Origin of the sequence: Pantoea sp. B566, assembly GCF_024793925.1 — a bacterium.
Lineage (GTDB): Bacteria > Pseudomonadota > Gammaproteobacteria > Enterobacterales > Enterobacteriaceae > Pantoea > Pantoea ananatis.
This window is the reverse complement of the sequence record NZ_JANUQL010000003.1, coordinates 1,827,388-1,844,708: the sequence shown is the minus strand read 5'-3', so window position 1 is coordinate 1,844,708 and position 17,321 is coordinate 1,827,388. Positions and strand designations below refer to the sequence as shown.

Below are 17,321 nucleotides of genomic sequence, written 5' to 3'. Positions count from 1 at the left end.
GCAGCCGGCACAGGGATGTGCCGGCTGCGCCTTTTACCCGCATCCTTGCGGGTAAATCCTGGTTGATTCCCTTTGCTCAGCGCTGCGTATTGCCTTCTAAAAAATGACCCTGACGGCCATTAACGCCGTGCCGCTTTCACAAGTGCACCTTCTCACCGCAACGCCCAAATTTTGCTGCGGCAAAGGGCGATTATTCCGCCGTATCCTGACGTAGCACCCGATGGCCATGCGCAATCAGCGCATCCGTTACCCGACGCATCAGGCGGCTTTCAGGTGCAAAGCGGTGCCAGTACAGCATCCGACGTTGATACAGCCCCGGCGTGAGGTCGATTAGCTCGCCACTCGCCAGTTCGCGTTCAATCTGCAGATGAGGGATCATACAGCAGGTCGAGCCCTGCCGGGCCATCTGCACAAACGCTTCGGACGAGTTGACGATGTGGCAGGGAACGCTACCCGGTGATAAATCAAAATTCTGCTGCAAAAAGGCCTGATGCATATCATCCAGGTGATCAAATGCCACGGCTGGCGCTTTAAGCAGGGCGGAACGCGTTACACCATTGGGGAAAAAGCGCTCTGCAAAATCCTTTGACGCCACAAACAAATAATCCAGCGCACCCAGTTGATCCACCAGACAGCTGGGTAGCGGCTGCGGTTGAATACTGACTGCGCCAACCACTTCGCCTCGTCTCAGACGCTCTTGAGTGCGGGTTTCATCCTCGACCTGAAGGTTCAGGCGCACAGGCGAATCGGCCAGTACGTCTTTTAATGCTGGTAACAGCCACGTTGCCAGACTGTCGGCGTTGACCGCCAGCGACAGCAGTAGCGGCGTGGTGCCGCTGTTCTCATCGCCCAGCCACTCTTCCTCCAGTAACTCAACCTGGTGCAGAAGTGCGAGCAGCTTTTGCCCCTGTTCAGTGGGACGAGGCGGTACCGTACGAACTAATAACGGCTGACCAAACAGATTTTCCAACTGTTTAATGCGTTGCGAGACGGCAGACTGCGTAATGCAAAGTTTTTGTGCGGCACGTTCAAATCCGCGTTCACGTATCACTGCGTCCAGCGCCTGAAGCGTTCTGTAGTCCGGGCGTTTCATTATTTTTCTCTCTCCTTCAGGATGGACGTTACTATGCCACAAATACTCCAACGGAAATGTCAGCGATATTTTTGTGGGCTGGCTTCCAAAGCATTAAATCCGCCCAATGCATCCGAGCATTTTCAGCAAGCCTTGCTTTATACTACGCGCATTTCCTTATCGCACAGGTTCTAAACATATCATGACCCAGGATGAACTGAAAAAAGCTGTTGGTTGGGCCGCACTGGATTATGTGCAGCCCGGTACTGTCGTCGGCGTCGGTACGGGTTCTACGGCCGCTCACTTTATTGATGCGCTCGGCAGCATTAAACATCAGATTGAGGGGGCCGTATCCAGTTCCGAAGCGTCGACGCAAAAGCTAAAAAGCCTGGGCATTCAGGTGTTTGATTTGAACGAGATTGATGATCTGGCCATTTATGTCGACGGTGCCGATGAAATTAACCCACAAATGCAGATGATCAAAGGGGGCGGTGCTGCCTTAACGCGCGAGAAAATCGTCGCGGCGGTCGCCAAAAAGTTTATCTGTATCGCCGACGCATCCAAAGAAGTGGACGTGCTTGGACGCTTCCCGTTGCCGGTTGAAGTTATCCCGATGGCGCGAAGCTATGTCGCGCGTGAACTGGTGAAGCTGGGCGGTTTGCCGGAATATCGTCAGAATGTGGTGACCGACAACGGTAATATCATTCTTGATGTGCACAACCTGCGTATTCTCGATCCCATCGAGCTGGAAAAAACGATTAATGCCCTGCCTGGCGTTGTCACCGTGGGGCTGTTCGCCACGCGTGGCGCAGATGTCGCATTGATTGGCGGACCTGACGGTGTCAAAACCCTCAAAAAATAAAGCACCGGGCGCACAACAGGGCGCCCGCTTTTTTTGATTTAAAAAAACTTTTCTCACCAGGCTGAAATTTGGTGACTTATGTCACATAACCGTCATCGGCAGCGGGTTCGTTCTTCTCGATGCGGCCAACCCACGATTTTGTCTGGCAAAGTACGTCCTCTGAGCCCTGCCATGCTGGCGGTCAGGCAATCGTTTGTATTGCCGCAGGCGATTTTTTTGATATTTTGACAGACGGCTGACTGCGTTCAGTCCTCGTTGAATTCTGAATAGGGTTGGGAAATGGCAAAGGTATCACTGGAAAAAGACAAAATTAAGTTCCTGCTGGTGGAAGGTGTCCATCAGAGCGCGCTGGAAAATCTTCGTGCTGCAGGTTACACCAATATTGAATTCCACAAAGGCGCACTGGATGCCGAGGCGTTAAAAGCTTCCGCTCGCGATGCGCATTTTATCGGTATCCGTTCCCGTTCCCAACTGACCGAAGAGATTTTTGCCGCTGCAGAAAAACTGGTAGCGGTGGGCTGTTTCTGTATCGGAACGAATCAGGTTGATTTAAATGCCGCAGCGAAACGCGGTATCCCGGTTTTTAACGCACCTTTCTCAAATACGCGCTCTGTGGCCGAGCTGGTTATTGGCGAGATGCTGCTGATGCTGCGCGGTGTTCCGGAAGCGAATGCCAAAGCGCACCGTGGTATCTGGAATAAAATCGCCAAAGGCTCTTTTGAAGCGCGCGGTAAAAAGCTGGGTATCATTGGCTATGGCCATATCGGTATGCAACTGGGCGTGCTGGCAGAAAGTCTGGGCATGCACGTTTACTTCTATGACATCGAAAACAAGCTGCCGTTGGGCAACGCATCACAGGTTCGTAGCCTGACGCAGTTGCTAAATATGAGTGACGTTGTCAGCCTGCATGTCCCGGAAACCGCCTCTACGCAAAATATGATTTCTGCCAATGAGCTGGCGCAGATGAAGCCTGGCGGCCTGCTGATAAACGCCTCACGCGGCACCGTGGTAGATATTCCTGCTTTGTGCGAAGCGCTGGCCAGCAAGCAGGTTGGTGGCGCTGCGATTGATGTGTTCCCTGTAGAGCCGGCGACCAACAGCGATCCGTTTGTTTCCCCACTGAGCGAATTCGACAACGTTATCCTGACGCCGCACATCGGGGGATCGACGGAAGAAGCGCAGGAGAATATCGGGATTGAAGTCGCGGGCAAGCTGGCGAAATATTCGGATAACGGTTCAACGCTGTCCGCCGTCAATTTCCCGGAAGTGTCATTGCCGATGCACGGCATTAGTGCCAGTCGTCTGCTGCATATTCACGAAAACCGTCCGGGCGTTCTCACCGCGATCAACCAGATTTTCGCTGAACAAGGCATCAACATTGCCGCTCAGTACCTGCAAACCTCTCCGATGATGGGTTATGTGGTCATCGACATTGATGCTGAGCACGAACTGGCAGAGAAAGCTCTGCAGCTGATGAAGGCGATTCCGGGAACGATTCGCGCCCGCCTGCTTTACTGATCCCACGCTGTCACCTACCCGGGCACACAAGCATGCCCGGGTTTATTCATCCCATAGCCACAGTTTTGATGGCGTCAGCACGGCCGGCAAAGGAATGTCCCACGCCGCTGTAGGCAGCGCGTCAACCCGCTGACAGTCATGAGCGATGCCCACCGGTAAAAACCCATGCTGTTTCCAGTTCTGTAAGGTGCGATCGTAGAAGCCGCCCCCCATTCCTAAACGCTGTCCGGCGCGATCGAACGCCACCAGCGGTACCATCATTACGTCCAGTTCATCCAGCGTGATCAGATGGCGGATATCCAGTGGGGGTTCGGGAATGCGCAGTTTATTTTGGATTAACTGTGTTTCTGGCGTATAGCGCAGAAAAAGCAGATGGCCCGCTGCGAAGGGGTGCAGAACCGGCAGGTAAACCCGTTTGTTTTGCTGCCACAGCCTGGCGATAAGCGGTCGTGTATTGATTTCGCCATCAACAGACAAAAACAGTGCCACGTTGTTGGCATCGGCCAGTGGTGCAAAGTTGATCGCATGTTGGGCGAGTTGTTCGGCTGCCGCATGTTGCTGCTCAGCGCTCAGAGCGCGACGTAGGTGGCGAACGTGCTGACGGATGTCCTGACGCAGTACTAAAGAGGGTGCTGACATGGTGTCCCCCAGACAAAGTCGCTTAAGCGACGCATTATATCATGCCTGGTGGGAGGTAATGCAGTACGACCAGAAAGGAGATCTCCGAGATGCCGCCGTAGGCTGTAACCCTTGAACCCTTGGTTCAAGGTGAACATGCCGTCGCAACCATCAGGCTTCTCGGACGGACCGAGCATGCTCACAGGTTGCGGAGCGTCACATTCTGTTGGTATGAAATATCGGCTCAGGGGACTGGCCCACTTGCAAACATCTCAGAGAAAATTGACTTCACCGTTAGTGTAGCACACTGACCATGAAGTGTTATTCGAACTTCGCATCCTGGCGGTCGGTTATGCGACCTTGCTCAACTAAAGCCTGTTCAATGGTCTGCTGTAACATACGGATTCGTTGTTCCATGTTAGCAGCATAGTCACGCGTCTTACCTTTCTCTTGTGCCAGCTCATGGCAAATGTTTAACGCGGCAATGAACACCAGTTGCTCTGTATTTGTGACTCTAGTGCGAACTTTTAAATCTTGCAACCGTTGATTGAGATCTTCTGCTGCCGCGTTCAGCGCATCTTGCTGTTCAGGCGGACAATTCACTCTCAAAGAACGACCAAAAATTTGTAAATCTACCGGTTGTGCAGACATGCCACCTTCCTGACTGATTACCTGGCTCGCCATTCCCCTTAGCCTTCAATGGCCTGGGAGGCGGGCAACTATATAGACCTGAGAAATAAGATACAACCCCTTTTCTGGAAACCTTGAGGCAGCTAGTGGTAGCATACCACGAACTCTTACAGCCAACGACGATGAAAAATGATGTCTTCACAGAACGCAACCCCCGATTACAACGCGCTGGCGGCGGCGCTCTCACAGCATGGCGTGGGCATGACGCCTGCGGAAATGCACGGCTTACTCAGCGGCATCTTATGTGGCGGTAACGCGGATAACAGCTGGAAAGCGCTGGTCCACGATCTTGCGAACGAAGGCATGGCTTTTTCGCAGACGCTGTCCCTGCCACTGCAGTCTTTGCATGAAAGCATTGCGACTGCGCTAGAGGACGATGGCTTCCTTTTTCAACTGATGCTGCCCGCCGATGATGACATTACGGTGTTTGATCGCGCTGATGCACTGGCGGGCTGGGTAAACCATTTTTTACTTGGTCTGGGCGTAACCCAGCCTAAACTGGATAAGGTCACCGGTGAAACGGGCGAGGCCATTGACGATCTGCGCACGATTGCTCAGTTGGGCTACGACGAAGACGAAGATCAGGAAGAATTAGAGCAGTCGCTGGAAGAGGTGATTGAGTACGTTCGTGTTGCAGCACTACTTTGCCACGACACTTTCACTCGTCCGCAACCGACTGCGCCAGAAGTACAAAAGCCAACGCTACACTAAGCCAGCTATCTGAGTTTAACAGGGAGTGCAGACATGATTTCACTGGAAAATTTTCAGCAGCGCCGTCAGGCGCTGCTGGCGAAAATGGTTCCGGGCAGCGCAGCGTTAATTTTTGCCGCGCCTGAAGTAACGCGCAGTAATGATAGCGAATATCCGTTTCGTCAGAACAGCGACTTCTGGTACTTCACGGGGTTCAATGAGCCTCAGGCGTTACTGGTGCTGATCAAAAGTGATGAGAACCACAATCACAGTGTGCTGTTTAATCGTGTTCGCGACCTGACTGCAGAAATCTGGTTTGGCCGTCGTCTGGGACAGGATGCGGCGCCCGCTAAGCTCGGCGTGGATCGTGCCCTGCCCTGGAACGATATTGGTGAACAACTCCACCTGCTGCTGAACGGCCTGGATGAGGTGTACCACGCGCAGGGCCAATATGCTGAAGCCGATAAACTGGTGTTCGGTGCGCTGGATAAACTGCGGCAGGGTTTTCGCCAGAATCTCAGCGCGCCTGCCAGCCTGACAGACTGGCGTCCCTGGGTGCATGAGATGCGCCTGTTCAAAAGTCCGGAAGAAATCGCCATTCTGCGGCGTGCGGGTGAGATCAGTGCGCTGGCGCATACGCGCGCAATGCAGGCCTGTCGTCCGGGCCTGTACGAATATCATCTGGAAGGCGAAATTCATCACGAATTTAACCGCCACGGTGCGCGATTCCCGTCTTACAACACGATTGTGGGTTCCGGCGAAAACGGCTGCATTCTGCACTACACCGAAAACGAGTGTGAGATGCAGGACGGTGATCTGGTGCTTATCGATGCCGGATGTGAATGGCAGGGCTATGCGGGTGACATTACCCGGACGTTCCCGGTTAACGGTAAATTCACTCAGCCGCAGCGGGCGGTGTACAACATCGTACTCAAATCACTGGAAACGGCACTGTCCCGATTCCGCCCTGGCGTTAGCATCCGCGAGGTTAATGATGACGTCGTGCGCATTATGGTCACTGGACTGGTTGAGTTGGGGATAATGCAGGGCGAGGTAGATACGCTGATCGCTGAAGATGCCCATCGTAAATTCTTTATGCATGGTCTGGGCCACTGGTTGGGTCTGGATGTCCACGATGTGGGGCACTACGGCACACCAAGCCGCGATCGTATTCTGGAGCCGGGCATGGTTATCACCGTCGAACCGGGGTTGTATATCGCGCCCGATGCTGACGTCCCTGTGGAATACCGTGGTATCGGCATCCGCATCGAGGATGACATTGTGATTACCGAAACCGGTATTGAGAACCTCACCGACAGCGTCGTGAAAGATCCTGATGCAATCGAATCGCTGATGGCGGCGGCACGCGCGTTATGACCATTCTTATCGCCGGTGGAGGAATGACCGGCGCCACCCTGGCGCTGGCCATCGCGCACCTGACACAGGGTAAACTGCCCGTGACGCTGATTGAAAGCAGCGAGCCTGGCAGCCGTGCGCATCCGGGCTATGACGGCCGGGCGATTGCGCTGTCTGCCGGAACCTGCCAGCAGCTTGCTGATATCAATCTCTGGCAGCGGATTTCCCCCCGTGCCACACCGATTACCACTATTCACGTATCCGATCGCGGCCATGCCGGTTTCGTGTCACTCGCCGCCAGCGATTATGCGATTCCCGCGCTGGGGCAGGTGGTTGAATTATTCGACGTAGGGCAAAGCCTGTTCACACAGTTAAAACAGGCACCCGGCGTCACACTGCGCTGTCCCGCGCGCGTCACTCAGGTGGCCCGCACCCAGGAAAGCGTGCGGGTCACGCTTGATAATGATGAACAGCTGGAAGGCGACGTGCTGGTAGCCGCTGATGGCACACGTTCAGCCGTTGCGGCCGCCTGCGGCATGCAGTGGCACACCGAGCCCTATCAGCAGTTAGCGCTTATTGCCAACGTCACCAGTGAACTTCCCCATCAGGGCCGGGCTTTTGAACGCTTTACCGAGTTTGGCCCGTTGGCGCTGTTGCCAATGTCAGATAATCGCCTCTCGCTGGTGTGGTGCCATCCGCTGGATCAGCGCCCGCAGGTCGAAAGCTGGAGTGACGAGGCGTTTCTCAGCCAGCTTCAGCGCGCGTTTGGCTGGCGACTGGGCAAATTTATCCATACCGGTAAGCGTGACGTTTATCCGTTAGCGCTGCAGCAGGCCGATTCGGTGGTTTCCCATCGCGTCGTTACGGTTGGTAACGCGGCACAGACGCTGCATCCTATTGCCGGTCAGGGGTTCAATCTTGGCCTGCGTGACGTGATGTCGCTTGCAGAAACCCTGGCAACCGCGCACCGACAGCAGCAGGACCCTGGCAGCTATGCGGTCCTGCAACATTACCGCCAACGTCGCCAGCAGGATCGTGCTATTACCGTGGGCATCACTGACGGCCTGGTGCGTATGTTTGCCAACCGCCATGCGCCGCTGGTCGTCGGGCGCAACCTTGGCCTGCTGGCAATGGATCACCTGCCATGGCTGAGAAATCTTCTGGCCGAGCGTACGCTCGGCTGGGTTAAGCGTTAACTGAGAGGCACTGATGCAAACTTACGATGTAGTGGTCGCCGGTGGCGGTATGGTGGGTCTGGCAGTAGCCTGCGGTCTGCAAGGGAGCGGATTACGCATTGCCGTGCTGGAGCAGTCTGCCGGGCCGCAATTTGATGCAGGCGCATCGCCATCCGTACGCGTATCCGCAATTAACGCGGCCAGTGAACGTCTTTTGCAGAAGCTGGACGTCTGGTCAACGATTCTGTCGCTCCGTGCCAGCCCTTATCAGGCAATGGAGGTCTGGGATCGCGACAGCTTCGGTACGATCGCATTTGACGGTGAGCAGCAGGGCCTGACGCATCTTGGGCACATCATCGAAAACCCTGTGATCCACAGCGCCTTATGGCAGCGCGCCAGCCAGTGCAGTGATGTTACGCTGCTGCCTGCTTCCCAACTGCAGCAGGTGGCCTTTGGCGATAATGAAGCCTTTATTACGCTGCAGGATGGCAGCATGATGAGTGCACGGCTAATGGTGGCGGCGGACGGGGCCAACTCCTGGTTGCGTAACAAAGCCGATATTCCCCTGACGTTCTGGGATTACGATCATCATGCGCTGGTCGGGAATATTCGCACGGCGCTGCCACACGACGGCGTAGCGCGCCAGGTTTTTCACGGCGATGGCATTCTGGCTTTCCTGCCGATGCAGGATCCCCATCTTTGTTCTATCGTCTGGTCTCTTTCTCCTCAGGAAGCCAGCCGTCTCGAAACCATGCCGGAGGCGCTGTTTAATCAACAACTGTCGGTCGCGTTCGATATGCGCCTGGGGCTGTGCCAGCTGGAAGGCGAGCGCAAGTGTTTCCCGCTTACGGCACGCTATGCACGTAACTTTGCCGCTCACCGGCTGGCGCTGGTGGGCGATGCGGCACATACCATTCATCCGCTGGCAGGACAGGGCGTCAACCTGGGTTTCATGGATGCTGCTGAGCTGATTGGCGAAATCCGCCGCCTGCACCAGCAGGGCAAAGATATCGGCGAGCACCTTTATCTGCGCCGCTACGAGCGCAGTCGCAAACACAGCGCTGCCATGATGCTTGCCGGAATGCAGGGTTTTCGTGAACTGTTTGCAGGCAATCATCCAGCCAAAAAGCTGTTTCGCGATCTGGGCCTGAAACTGGCTGATAACCTGCCGGGCGTGAAGCCGGTAATGCTGCGTCAGGCCATGGGCCTGAACGATATGCCAGCATGGCTGCGGTAACGCCGCTCACCCGCAAAAAGCCAGCATAATTGCTGGCTTTTTTATGCTCACCCTCCGCTGCACCGTAAAAATGCAGGGCTGCACTCTGACTGCGCATCGTTTGATTTATTCTAATTTTGCGTGAAGTTTCGCATTACTTTTTTTTATCCATGACTGTTTTCGACCCGCTATTTTTTTAACATCCTGCTGGACTGTGCGCATAAATTTGCTGTGAATAAATCACTATGGCGTATTTATTGCGTGGTTAATCACAAAATTATAGTTTTTTATCCTGATTAATCCCGGACCTGGTTAGGCTGTGCCACGTCTTTCGACCTCGCTTTGCTTATGGTTAATCGCCTGATTCGGTGGTAACGTCAAGGCAAAGAGAACGTTTGCGTCGGCTACATGGCGCGTGGTTTCAAACTCACTCGTTTCTGCACAGGATAGTTATGACTCAGCACACACCTTTGTTTGAACAGCACCAGGCAAATGGCGCGCGGATGGTGGATTTCCACGGTTGGATGATGCCGTTGCACTATGGCTCTCAGATGGATGAGCATCATGCCGTGCGCAGCGACGCGGGCATGTTCGATGTTTCGCACATGACCATTGTGGATTTAAAAGGTGAGCGCACGCGCGAGTTTTTGCGCTTCCTGCTGGCAAACGACGTCGCCAAACTGACTCAGCCGGGCAAAGCCCTTTATACCGGCATGCTGAATGCTTCCGCTGGCGTAATTGACGATTTAATTGTTTATTTTATGGACGAGACGTTTTTTCGTCTGGTGGTCAACTCCGCGACGCGTGAAAAAGATCTGGCCTGGATCGGCGAGCATGCACAGGGTTACGGCGTCGCGTTAACAGAACGCGACGATCTCGCTCTCATTGCTGTACAGGGCCCGCAGGCGCAGCAAAAAGCCCAAACCTTATTCAGTGACGCACAGCGTCAGGCTGTACAGGGCATGAAGCCGTTCTTCGGCGTGCAGGCCGGTGAACTGTTCATTGCCACAACCGGTTATACCGGCGAAGCGGGCTATGAAATTGCGCTGCCTGCCGCCGATGCCGTCGGATTCTGGCAGCGTTTGTTAAGTGCGGGCGTCAAACCCGCCGGGCTGGGCGCGCGCGACACCTTGCGTCTGGAAGCGGGTATGAATCTTTACGGTCAGGAAATGGACGAGAGCGTATCGCCGCTGGCGGCCAATATGGGCTGGACCATTAGCTGGGAACCTGGCGACCGCCAGTTTATCGGACGTGAAGCGCTGGAAAGCCAGCGAGAAAAGGGCACTGAAAAACTGGTTGGGCTGATCCTCACGGAAAAAGGTGTTCTGCGTAACGGGTTGCCGGTGCGTTTTACCGATCAGCAGGGTCAGTTGCAGCAGGGGGTGATCACCAGCGGTTCCTTCTCACCGACGTTGGGTTACAGCATTGCACTGGCCCGCGTGCCGGCAGGGATTGGGGAAAACGCGATTGTTGAGATCCGTAACCGTGAAATGCCTGTGAAAGTCACTAAACCAATTTTCGTTCGCGCCGGAAAACCGGTTGCGCAGTAAAACATAATTACAGGAGAAAGGGCGATGAGCAATGTGCCAGTGGAGTTGAAGTACCGCGACAGTCACGAATGGCTGCGCAAAAACGCGGACGGTACCTATACCGTTGGTATCACCGAACATGCGCAGGAGTTGCTGGGCGATATGGTGTTTGTTGACCTGCCTGAGGTCGGTGCCACTTTCTCTGCCGGAGAAGAGTGCGCGGTTGCGGAATCGGTCAAAGCCGCTTCAGACATTTACGCGCCCATCAGCGGTGAAATCGTTGCCGTCAACGACGCCCTTAACGATTCCCCTGAACAGGTTAACAGCGAGCCTTATGACGGCGGCTGGTTATTCCAGATTAAGGCCAGCGATGAGTCAGAAATCGACTCGCTGCTGGATGCGGATGCTTATAAAGCCTCCATTGACGAGTAATCGTCGTGCGGCCTCAAACTGAGGCCGCAGATATCTGACTTGCATTCTCTGTTCCCCAGCCCGATTCAGGATTTACAGCTCATGACTCAGACTCTCAGCCAGCTTGAATACAACGGTGCCTTCATTGAGCGCCATATTGGTCCGTCGCCAGAACAACAGGCCGTCATGCTGGAGGCGATCGGTGCCAGCTCTCTGGCGTCGTTGATTGGTTCTATCGTTCCCGCCGACATTCAGTTGCCAGGCCCGCCAGCGGTGGGCGATGCCGCAACTGAACAACAGGCGCTGGCTGAGTTGAAGGCCATTGCCGGGCAAAACCTGCTTTATAAATCCTGGATCGGCATGGGATACAGCGCGGTGATTACGCCGCCGGTGATTTTGCGAAATATGCTGGAGAACCCCGGCTGGTACACGGCGTATACGCCGTATCAGCCAGAAGTGTCGCAGGGACGGCTTGAAGCCCTGCTTAACTTCCAGCAGGTTACGATCGATTTGACCGGCATGGACATTGCCTCCGCTTCTCTGCTGGATGAAGCGACCGCCGCCGCCGAAGCGATGGCGATGTCAAAACGCATCAGCAAACTGAAAAACGCGACCCGGTTCTTTATCGCTGACGATATTCATCCGCAAACGCTGGACGTCGTGCGTACCCGTGCCGAAACCTTTGGCTTTGAACTGATTATCGACAGCCCGGCCAAAGCACTGGACCACGACAACCTGTTTGGTGTGCTGCTACAGCAGGTGGGCACCACGGGAGAAGTACACGACTACACCCACCTGATTAGCGAGCTGAAAGCGCGCAAGGTGGTTGTCAGCGTCGCTGCCGACTTTATGGCGCTGGTGCTGCTGACATCTCCGGGCAAACAAGGCGCGGATATCGTGTTCGGTTCGGCCCAACGCTTTGGTGTGCCAATGGGTTATGGTGGCCCGCATGCTGCCTTCTTCGCCAGCCGCGACGAACATAAGCGTTCAATGCCTGGCCGCATTATCGGCGTTTCCCGCGATGCCGCAGGCAACACCGCCTTGCGCATGGCGATGCAAACCCGTGAGCAGCATATCCGTCGCGAAAAAGCGAACTCCAATATCTGTACTTCTCAGGTGCTGCTGGCCAATATCGCCGGGCTGTATGCCGTGTTCCACGGGCCGGTCGGGCTGAAACGTATTGCGTCGCGTATCCACCGCTTTACCGATATTCTGGCTGCCGGACTGCAGCGTGGCGGGCTTAAACTGCGTCATAGCCATTGGTTTGACACACTAACGGTAGAGGTTGCGGATAAAGCGGGCGTACTCAACCGTGCGCTGAGCTTCGGTGTGAACCTGCGTAGCGACATTCTCAATGCCGTCGGTATCACGCTGGATGAAACCACGCGCCGTGAAGACATCGTTACACTGTTCGCTATTTTGCTGGGGGATGAGCACGGCCAGGATATCGATCGACTCGACAGCCTGGTCACGGCTGACAACCCGTCCATTCCGGCCGCGCAGCAGCGTGAAAGCGAGATTCTGACGCATCCGGTGTTTAACCGTCATCACAGCGAAACTGAGATGATGCGCTATATGCACAGCCTGGAGAAAAAAGATCTGGCGCTGAATCAGGCCATGATTCCGTTGGGTTCCTGCACCATGAAACTCAATGCCGCCGCCGAGATGATCCCGATCACCTGGCCTGAATTTGCCGAACTGCACCCGTTCTGCCCGGCTGAACAGGCTGGCGGCTACCTGCAAATGATTGGGCAGCTTTCACAGTGGCTGGTTCAACTGACTGGTTACGATGCACTCTGCATGCAGCCTAACTCGGGTGCGCAGGGTGAATATGCCGGTCTGTTAGCGATTCGTCGTTATCACGAAAGCCGCGGTGAGGGTGAACGGCATCTCTGCCTGATCCCCAGCTCGGCGCACGGTACTAATCCGGCTTCGGCTCAGATGGCGGGCATGGATGTCGTGGTGGTCGCCTGTGACAAGCAGGGCAACATCGATCTGGGCGACCTGCGTGAAAAAGCGGCTCAGGCTGGCGATAAGCTGTCATGCATTATGGTGACCTATCCGTCCACCCACGGCGTTTACGAGGAAACTATTCGCGAGGTGTGCCAGATTGTGCATCAGTTCGGTGGCCAGGTTTATCTTGATGGCGCCAACATGAACGCGCAGGTAGGCATTACCACGCCGGGCTACATCGGCGCAGACGTTTCGCACCTTAACCTGCATAAAACCTTCTGCATCCCGCACGGTGGAGGTGGGCCGGGAATGGGACCGATCGGCGTTAAAGCCCATCTGGCGCCGTTTGTGCCGGGCCACAGCGTTGTACAAATTGACGGCATGCTGACGCAGCAGGGCGCAGTTTCCGCTGCGCCATTTGGCAGCGCGTCTATTTTGCCTATCAGCTGGATGTATATCCGTATGATGGGGGCAGAAGGGCTGAAGCAGGCCAGTTCGGTCGCGATCCTTAACGCTAACTATATTGCCAGCCGGCTAAAATCGGCCTATCCCATCCTGTATGCAGGGCGCGACGGCCGCGTAGCGCACGAATGTATTCTTGATATTCGTCCGTTAAAAGAGCAAACCGGTATCAGTGAACTGGATATCGCGAAACGCCTCATCGACTACGGTTTCCATGCGCCCACCATGTCGTTTCCGGTCGCCGGAACACTCATGGTCGAACCGACAGAATCAGAAGGCAAAATTGAACTGGACCGCTTTATTGATGCCATGCTGGCGATTCGCATGGAAATCGGCCGGGTGGAAACGGGTGAGTGGTCACTTGAGGATAACCCGCTGGTTAACGCGCCTCATACACAAATGGAAGTCATCGGAGAATGGTCTCATTCCTACAGCCGTGAACTGGCCGTGTTCCCTGCAGGCAGCCACAATAAATACTGGCCAACGGTGAAGCGCCTGGACGATGTCTTTGGCGATCGTAACCTGTTCTGTTCGTGTGTCCCGATGAGCGATTATGCGTAAGTCAGCTTAACGCGTTTAATTATGAGGGCCGATTTTCGGCCCTTTTTTTATGGAGGTTTGTATGCAGCTCGCACTCGTTACCGGCGGCAGTCGCGGCATTGGTCGCGCGACGTCACTCTTACTGGCATCCCGAGGCTACCGGGTGGCGGTCAATTTCCGTTCACGTGCCAGTGAAGCCCATCAGGTTGTAGATGAGATTGTACGTAACGGCGGTGAGGCCTTTAGCGTTCAGGCCGATATCAGCGATGAAACACAGGTGATGTCGCTGTTTCAACGGCTGGATCAGGAAGATCTGCCGCTCACGCTGCTGGTGAATAACGCCGGCATTCTGTTCCAACAATGTCGCCTTGAGCAACTGGATGCCTCACGTATTCAGCAGGTTTTTGCCACGAATGTGCTTGGCGCATTTCTTTGCTGTCGTGAAGCCGTCCGGCGCATGGGCACCCATCATGGCGGTCAGGGCGGCAGCATCGTCAATGTCTCGTCTGTAGCTGCCCGCACGGGGTCGCCAAGCGAATATGTCGACTATGCGGCATCGAAAGGCGCAATGGACACGATGACCAAAGGCCTGTCGCTGGAAGTGGCCCAGCAGGGAATTCGGGTCAATGGCGTACGTCCGGGGATGATTTACACCGAGATGCATGCTGACGGCGGAGAACCCGGCAGGGTAGACAGGCTGGCCAGCGGCATACCAATGGGGCGTGGCGGCTATGCCGAAGAAATCGCAGAAGCCGTTGTCTGGTTAGCCAGCGATGCCGCTTCTTACATTACGGGCAGCATTATCGATGCTGCCGGCGGGCGCTAGAATGATGCCGCAGCAGGGCGCTGCGGCAAACGACTTACAGCTTTTCACCATTGCTGGCGATGACCTGTTGATACCAGGCAAAACTCTTTTTCCTGGAGCGCGAGAAGTCTCCGCTGCCGTCATCGTTTTTATTCACGTGAATAAAACCGTAACGCTTGTTGTACTGACCGGTAGTGAAAGACACGCAGTCGATACAGCCCCAGGGCGTGTACCCCATGAGATCCACACCGTCATGAATGACGGCTTTTTTCATCTCTTCAATATGCGCGGCCAGATAATCAATGCGGTAATCATCCTCTATCACGCCCTGCGCATTCGGTTTGTCGATGGCGCCAAAACCGTTTTCAACAATAAACAGGGGTTTCTGATAGCGTTCATACACATCATTAAGAACATACCGCAGACCAACAGGATCGATCTGCCAGCCCCAGTCTGAGGCTTTAACGTGCGGATTTTTCACCGTGCCTTCGAAGCCGGTAATAGGATCATCAACGCCACTGGCGCGGGTCTGAACGGCTGTACTCATGTAATAACTGAAGCCCACATAGTCGGCACAGCCATTGCGCAGGGTTTCAGCGTCTTCAGGCTCCATGTCGATATGATAGCCTTTGCGCGCCCACTCTTTCAGGGCGTAAGCCGGGTAGTAACCGCGCATCTGCACGTCGCTAAAGACATAGCGTTGATGCATCGCTTCCTGAGCGAGCATGACGTCATCCGGATGGCAGGAGAAGGGGTAAACCGGCACCATGGCGATCATGCAGCCAATCTTAAACTCCGGGTTGATCTCGTGGCCCAGCTTCACGACTTTGGCGCTGGCAACAAACTGATGATGCATGACCTGATACATCGCCTGTTCAGGTTTTTCATGTTCCGTGAAAATAACGCCTGAGCAGCAGTAACCAAACAGCGGATATTGCCAGTTACGCTGGTTGTTAATTTCGTTAAAGGTCATCCAGTATTTCACTTTATTCTTATAACGCTTCATCACAACTTCACTAAAGCGCACAAAGAAATCGACAACCTTACGATTGTGCCAGCCACCGTATTCTTTTACCAGGTGATAGGGCATTTCAAAATGGGAGAGGGTAATAACCGGCTCAATACCGTATTTAAGCAATTCATCAAACAGATCGTCATAGAATTGCAGGCCGGCTTCATTGGGTTGCGGTTCATCGCCGTTAGGGAAAATACGGGTCCAGGCAATTGAGGTACGGAAGCATTTAAATCCCATCTCAGCAAACAGCGCGATATCCTGTTTGTAATGAGAATAAAATTCAACAGCCTGATGATTTGGATAGAATTTTCCTGGCTGGACGCCGTCGGTGATAACGCGGTCCACGCCATGAGCGCCGCCGGTCAGTACATCAGCAATACTGATGCCCTTACCGCCCTGATCCCAGCCGCCCTCCACCTGATGAGCCGCGACCGCGCCGCCCCACAGAAACGTTTTTGGTAAGCTCATTATGCACTCTCCCCTGAGGATTAAATTGGGGTGAGTGTAGCAAAGCACTTAATAATGTCACGCTATAACACCGCCGCGAAAAAGGGATTTGTTACAGCTAAAAAACGCTTTGTTTTATTTACCCAGTTGCCGACCCAGTGACTCGATAATATACATGACAGGCACCTGGGTCGTAATATCGCTCTGGTCGGGCATACGTATCACCGGTACATGATAGGACACCGTAAAGTCGCTCATTTTTGCCAGCGAGCAGGTTTCACTATTCGTAATGGCGATGATTTTACACTGATTCAGGTTGAACTGACTGGCAATGCGCAGCACCTCTTCCGTTTCGCCGGAGACAGAAAGAATAATGGCCAGGGCATTTTCATATAAACTCGGACTGACCGGATAATAGGGATCGTCGATCGCGTGGCTGAATTTGCCTACGTTTGAAAAAAAACGTGCCCCGTATTTCCCCAGGCTGCCCGATGTGCCGACACCAATAAAAAACACCCGCTCAGCCTGATTAATCATCCCCACAGCCCGATGGATGACCTGCTCAAACTCATCATTATTGATGCTTTTAAAAAAACTCAGCATATCTGCGATGCCGGAGGCAGGTAGCGCAGGCGCGGTTTGTTCCCTGGCCAGACGCAGTCGGATACGGAATTCTGACCATCCTTCACACTGCATCTTGCGACAGAAGCGTAATACCGTCGTGGTCGATACCGCAGCCTGTTCAGCCAGCTCGCGAATGGTCATGTAACTGACGCTGTCACGCTGTTTGATAATGTACTGATAAACCTGCATTTCAAGATCGTTCAGGGTAGCAAGATCGTGATGCGAGAACATGGAAAAGCTCACCCGGCAATTAACTGGCCCGCATTTTAACAGAATTCGAAGGGGAGGTGACCGCAATAATTATTTTAAGCTTACACTTGTACACTGAAAGTTTTTCT

At 54.3% G+C, this 17,321-nt stretch carries 15 protein-coding genes and 1 other RNA gene; 10 read left to right on the top strand and 6 right to left on the bottom strand.

Features of this window, described 5'->3' with window-relative positions:
• Positions 1 to 190 precede the first annotated feature (190 nt).
• Entirely contained in the window at positions 191 to 1,093 is a 903-nt protein-coding gene (locus tag NYE92_RS10175) for a LysR family transcriptional regulator ArgP (protein ID WP_014594503.1), read from the bottom strand.
• Positions 1,094 to 1,274: 181 nt separating this feature from the next.
• Between NYE92_RS10175 and rpiA the strand changes: the two genes are divergently transcribed.
• Both rpiA and serA read left to right on the top strand, forming a co-directional pair.
• On the top strand, positions 1,275 to 1,934 hold the full coding sequence (gene rpiA, locus NYE92_RS10170) for a ribose-5-phosphate isomerase RpiA (RefSeq protein ID WP_014605122.1): 660 nt from the start codon (positions 1,275 to 1,277) through the stop codon (positions 1,932 to 1,934).
• A 279-nt stretch (positions 1,935 to 2,213) separates the two neighbouring features.
• Positions 2,214 to 3,452 (top strand): phosphoglycerate dehydrogenase, encoded by a 1,239-nt coding sequence (gene serA, locus NYE92_RS10165; protein ID WP_013027067.1) that lies wholly within the window; start codon positions 2,214 to 2,216, stop codon positions 3,450 to 3,452.
• 42 nt (positions 3,453 to 3,494) lie between these two features.
• Here the strand turns inward: serA and NYE92_RS10160 are convergent, their stop codons facing one another.
• The 3 genes from NYE92_RS10160 to zapA form a co-directional block, all read right to left on the bottom strand.
• A complete protein-coding gene (locus tag NYE92_RS10160; RefSeq protein WP_013027066.1) occupies positions 3,495 to 4,091 on the bottom strand; it encodes a 5-formyltetrahydrofolate cyclo-ligase in 597 nt (198 codons plus the stop codon).
• A gap of 77 nt (positions 4,092 to 4,168) precedes the next feature.
• Positions 4,169 to 4,352, bottom strand: a non-coding RNA gene (gene ssrS / locus NYE92_RS10155) — 6S RNA.
• A 39-nt stretch (positions 4,353 to 4,391) separates the two neighbouring features.
• Positions 4,392 to 4,721: a cell division protein ZapA gene (gene zapA, locus NYE92_RS10150; protein ID WP_015699590.1), complete on the bottom strand. Its 330-nt coding sequence runs from the start codon at positions 4,719 to 4,721 to the stop codon at positions 4,392 to 4,394.
• A 171-nt stretch (positions 4,722 to 4,892) separates the two neighbouring features.
• Here zapA and NYE92_RS10145 point away from each other — a divergent pair, with 171 nt between their 5' ends.
• The 8 genes from NYE92_RS10145 (at position 4,893) to NYE92_RS10110 (ending at position 14,918) form a co-directional block, all read left to right on the top strand.
• Positions 4,893 to 5,471, top strand: a complete 579-nt coding sequence (locus tag NYE92_RS10145; protein WP_259019496.1) for a YecA family protein — start codon at positions 4,893 to 4,895, stop codon at positions 5,469 to 5,471.
• A 33-nt stretch (positions 5,472 to 5,504) separates the two neighbouring features.
• Positions 5,505 to 6,827, top strand: a complete 1,323-nt coding sequence (gene pepP, locus NYE92_RS10140) for a Xaa-Pro aminopeptidase (RefSeq protein WP_013027063.1) — start codon at positions 5,505 to 5,507, stop codon at positions 6,825 to 6,827.
• Positions 6,824 to 8,002 (top strand): 2-octaprenyl-6-methoxyphenyl hydroxylase, encoded by a 1,179-nt coding sequence (gene ubiH, locus NYE92_RS10135; protein ID WP_014594501.1) that lies wholly within the window; start codon positions 6,824 to 6,826, stop codon positions 8,000 to 8,002. Before pepP ends, ubiH begins: the two co-directional genes overlap by 4 nt.
• Positions 8,003 to 8,015: 13 nt before the next feature.
• Complete coding sequence (gene ubiI, locus NYE92_RS10130) at positions 8,016 to 9,218, top strand: FAD-dependent 2-octaprenylphenol hydroxylase (RefSeq protein WP_014594500.1); 1,203 nt, start codon at positions 8,016 to 8,018, stop codon at positions 9,216 to 9,218.
• A gap of 431 nt (positions 9,219 to 9,649) precedes the next feature.
• On the top strand, positions 9,650 to 10,747 hold the full coding sequence (gene gcvT, locus NYE92_RS10125; protein WP_029569112.1) for a glycine cleavage system aminomethyltransferase GcvT: 1,098 nt from the start codon (positions 9,650 to 9,652) through the stop codon (positions 10,745 to 10,747).
• Positions 10,748 to 10,771: 24 nt separating this feature from the next.
• Entirely contained in the window at positions 10,772 to 11,158 is a 387-nt protein-coding gene (gcvH, locus tag NYE92_RS10120) for a glycine cleavage system protein GcvH (RefSeq protein WP_014594498.1), read from the top strand.
• A gap of 81 nt (positions 11,159 to 11,239) precedes the next feature.
• Positions 11,240 to 14,113, top strand: coding sequence for an aminomethyl-transferring glycine dehydrogenase (gcvP, locus tag NYE92_RS10115; RefSeq protein ID WP_072139021.1), 2,874 nt, complete (start codon positions 11,240 to 11,242; stop codon positions 14,111 to 14,113).
• A 61-nt stretch (positions 14,114 to 14,174) separates the two neighbouring features.
• Positions 14,175 to 14,918, top strand: coding sequence for an SDR family oxidoreductase (locus tag NYE92_RS10110; protein ID WP_019104757.1), 744 nt, complete (start codon positions 14,175 to 14,177; stop codon positions 14,916 to 14,918).
• Between the two features lie 34 nt (positions 14,919 to 14,952).
• Here NYE92_RS10110 and NYE92_RS10105 read toward each other — a convergent pair whose 3' ends face one another.
• Together NYE92_RS10105 and NYE92_RS10100 are read right to left on the bottom strand one after the other, a co-directional pair.
• Entirely contained in the window at positions 14,953 to 16,380 is a 1,428-nt protein-coding gene (locus tag NYE92_RS10105) for a 6-phospho-beta-glucosidase (RefSeq protein WP_072138274.1), read from the bottom strand.
• Between the two features lie 114 nt (positions 16,381 to 16,494).
• Positions 16,495 to 17,214, bottom strand: a complete 720-nt coding sequence (locus tag NYE92_RS10100) for a MurR/RpiR family transcriptional regulator (protein ID WP_259018916.1) — start codon at positions 17,212 to 17,214, stop codon at positions 16,495 to 16,497.
• Positions 17,215 to 17,321: the final 107 nt, after the last annotated feature.

Bases quoted from the DNA above. Each gene is read 5' to 3' on its own strand.
- NYE92_RS10175 (WP_014594503.1), bottom strand. From the start codon at position 1,093: ATGAAACGCCCGGACTACAGAACGCTTCAGGCGCTGGACGCAGTGATA.
- rpiA (WP_014605122.1), top strand. From the start codon at position 1,275: ATGACCCAGGATGAACTGAAAAAAGCTGTTGGTTGGGCCGCACTGGAT.
- serA (WP_013027067.1), top strand. From the start codon at position 2,214: ATGGCAAAGGTATCACTGGAAAAAGACAAAATTAAGTTCCTGCTGGTG.
- NYE92_RS10160 (WP_013027066.1), bottom strand. From the start codon at position 4,091: ATGTCAGCACCCTCTTTAGTACTGCGTCAGGACATCCGTCAGCACGTT.
- zapA (WP_015699590.1), bottom strand. From the start codon at position 4,721: ATGTCTGCACAACCGGTAGATTTACAAATTTTTGGTCGTTCTTTGAGA.
- NYE92_RS10145 (WP_259019496.1), top strand. From the start codon at position 4,893: ATGTCTTCACAGAACGCAACCCCCGATTACAACGCGCTGGCGGCGGCG.
- pepP (WP_013027063.1), top strand. From the start codon at position 5,505: ATGATTTCACTGGAAAATTTTCAGCAGCGCCGTCAGGCGCTGCTGGCG.
- ubiH (WP_014594501.1), top strand. From the start codon at position 6,824: ATGACCATTCTTATCGCCGGTGGAGGAATGACCGGCGCCACCCTGGCG.
- ubiI (WP_014594500.1), top strand. From the start codon at position 8,016: ATGCAAACTTACGATGTAGTGGTCGCCGGTGGCGGTATGGTGGGTCTG.
- gcvT (WP_029569112.1), top strand. From the start codon at position 9,650: ATGACTCAGCACACACCTTTGTTTGAACAGCACCAGGCAAATGGCGCG.
- gcvH (WP_014594498.1), top strand. From the start codon at position 10,772: ATGAGCAATGTGCCAGTGGAGTTGAAGTACCGCGACAGTCACGAATGG.
- gcvP (WP_072139021.1), top strand. From the start codon at position 11,240: ATGACTCAGACTCTCAGCCAGCTTGAATACAACGGTGCCTTCATTGAG.
- NYE92_RS10110 (WP_019104757.1), top strand. From the start codon at position 14,175: ATGCAGCTCGCACTCGTTACCGGCGGCAGTCGCGGCATTGGTCGCGCG.
- NYE92_RS10105 (WP_072138274.1), bottom strand. From the start codon at position 16,380: ATGAGCTTACCAAAAACGTTTCTGTGGGGCGGCGCGGTCGCGGCTCAT.
- NYE92_RS10100 (WP_259018916.1), bottom strand. From the start codon at position 17,214: ATGTTCTCGCATCACGATCTTGCTACCCTGAACGATCTTGAAATGCAG.